We start from the raw sequence: 1,110 nt of genomic DNA, 5'->3' as shown, positions 1-1,110 counted from the left end.
TATTGATCAGAAACTCATGGGGTTCTCGTCCAGGACGTAGCGGACGTGTGGGCCGCCGAAGTAGCCGCGGACGATGTGTGGCTGACGCTGGCGTCTGCGGAAGAAGCGGCGCGTCTCGGCGGCGAGTTCGGCCTGGTTCCGGGCCCGGTGCTGTCGGGGCAGGCTGTGCTTGAGGTCGGCGTTGACCAGCTCGTCGGGGTTCAGCTCGGGCGAGTACGGCGGCAGGAAGTGCAGCTCGACGGCGTCGGGGTGGGCGGCGAGCCAGCTGCGGACCTTCTTGGAGCGGTGGGCGGAGTGTCCGTCGACCACGAGGTGGACCTTGTGGTCGAAGTGGCCGGCAAGCCGGTCCAGGAAGCGGCACATCACCTCGGCGGTGAAGCTCTCGGTGAAGACCATGAAGTGCATCCGGCCCTTGGTGCTGATCGCCGACATGGCGTTCACCGAGAACCGGTTCCCGCTCCGCCGCACCACGGGTGTCCTGCCCTTTTCACCCCAGGTGCGGCCGGTGACCTGGTCGGAGCGGATGCCGACCTGGTCGGCGAAGAGGATCTCACCGCCGTCCTTCTTGGCTTTCGCCCGGATCGCCGGCCAGATTTCCTCATGCCAGCGTCGGACGGCATCCGGGTCCTGCTCGACGGCCCGCTTGTCCGGACGCTGGAAGGACAAACCCCACCGCTTCAGGTACTTGCCCACCCCCGGTTCGGTCAGCCGCACCCGGTACAGCTTCGCGATCAGCTCACCCACCAGCCGCCTTGTCCACAACTGTCCACTCAGCCCCACGTCACAGGGCCGGTGATCGAGGACCGCCTGCCGCACGGCGGACTGCTCGGCCTCCCCGAGCACCTGGTGCACCCCGACCGGCTTGCCGCGAGGCTGCATGACCAGCGCCTCCCGACCGCCGGCCTGCCACTTCGCCCACCACTTGTCGACCGCCTTCAGCGAGACCCCGAAGATCACGGCCACATCCTCGCGGGCCCGCCCCGCCACCAGCGCGGCCACCGCCCGCAGCCGCAGGGCCTCCTGCGCCGACGGCGACAGATGCCGCGCGTCCCCCACCAGATCGCTCACACACCACCAACGACCCAGAACCCAAACCGTTTCGGATCAATA

At 68.3% G+C, this 1,110-nt stretch carries 1 protein-coding gene; it reads right to left on the bottom strand.

Going from position 1 to position 1,110, the window contains the following annotated elements; genetic code table 11:
• Positions 1 to 6 precede the first annotated feature (6 nt).
• Positions 7 to 1,008: an IS630 family transposase gene (locus tag MTF69_RS42625; protein WP_374325837.1), complete on the bottom strand. Its 1,002-nt coding sequence runs from the start codon at positions 1,006 to 1,008 to the stop codon at positions 7 to 9.
• Positions 1,009 to 1,110 lie beyond the last annotated feature (102 nt).

The sequence above is a fragment of the Streptomyces sp. AP-93 genome, from assembly GCF_022808175.1.
Lineage (GTDB): Bacteria > Actinomycetota > Actinomycetes > Streptomycetales > Streptomycetaceae > Streptomyces.
This window is presented reverse-complemented; position numbering and strand designations above follow the sequence as displayed.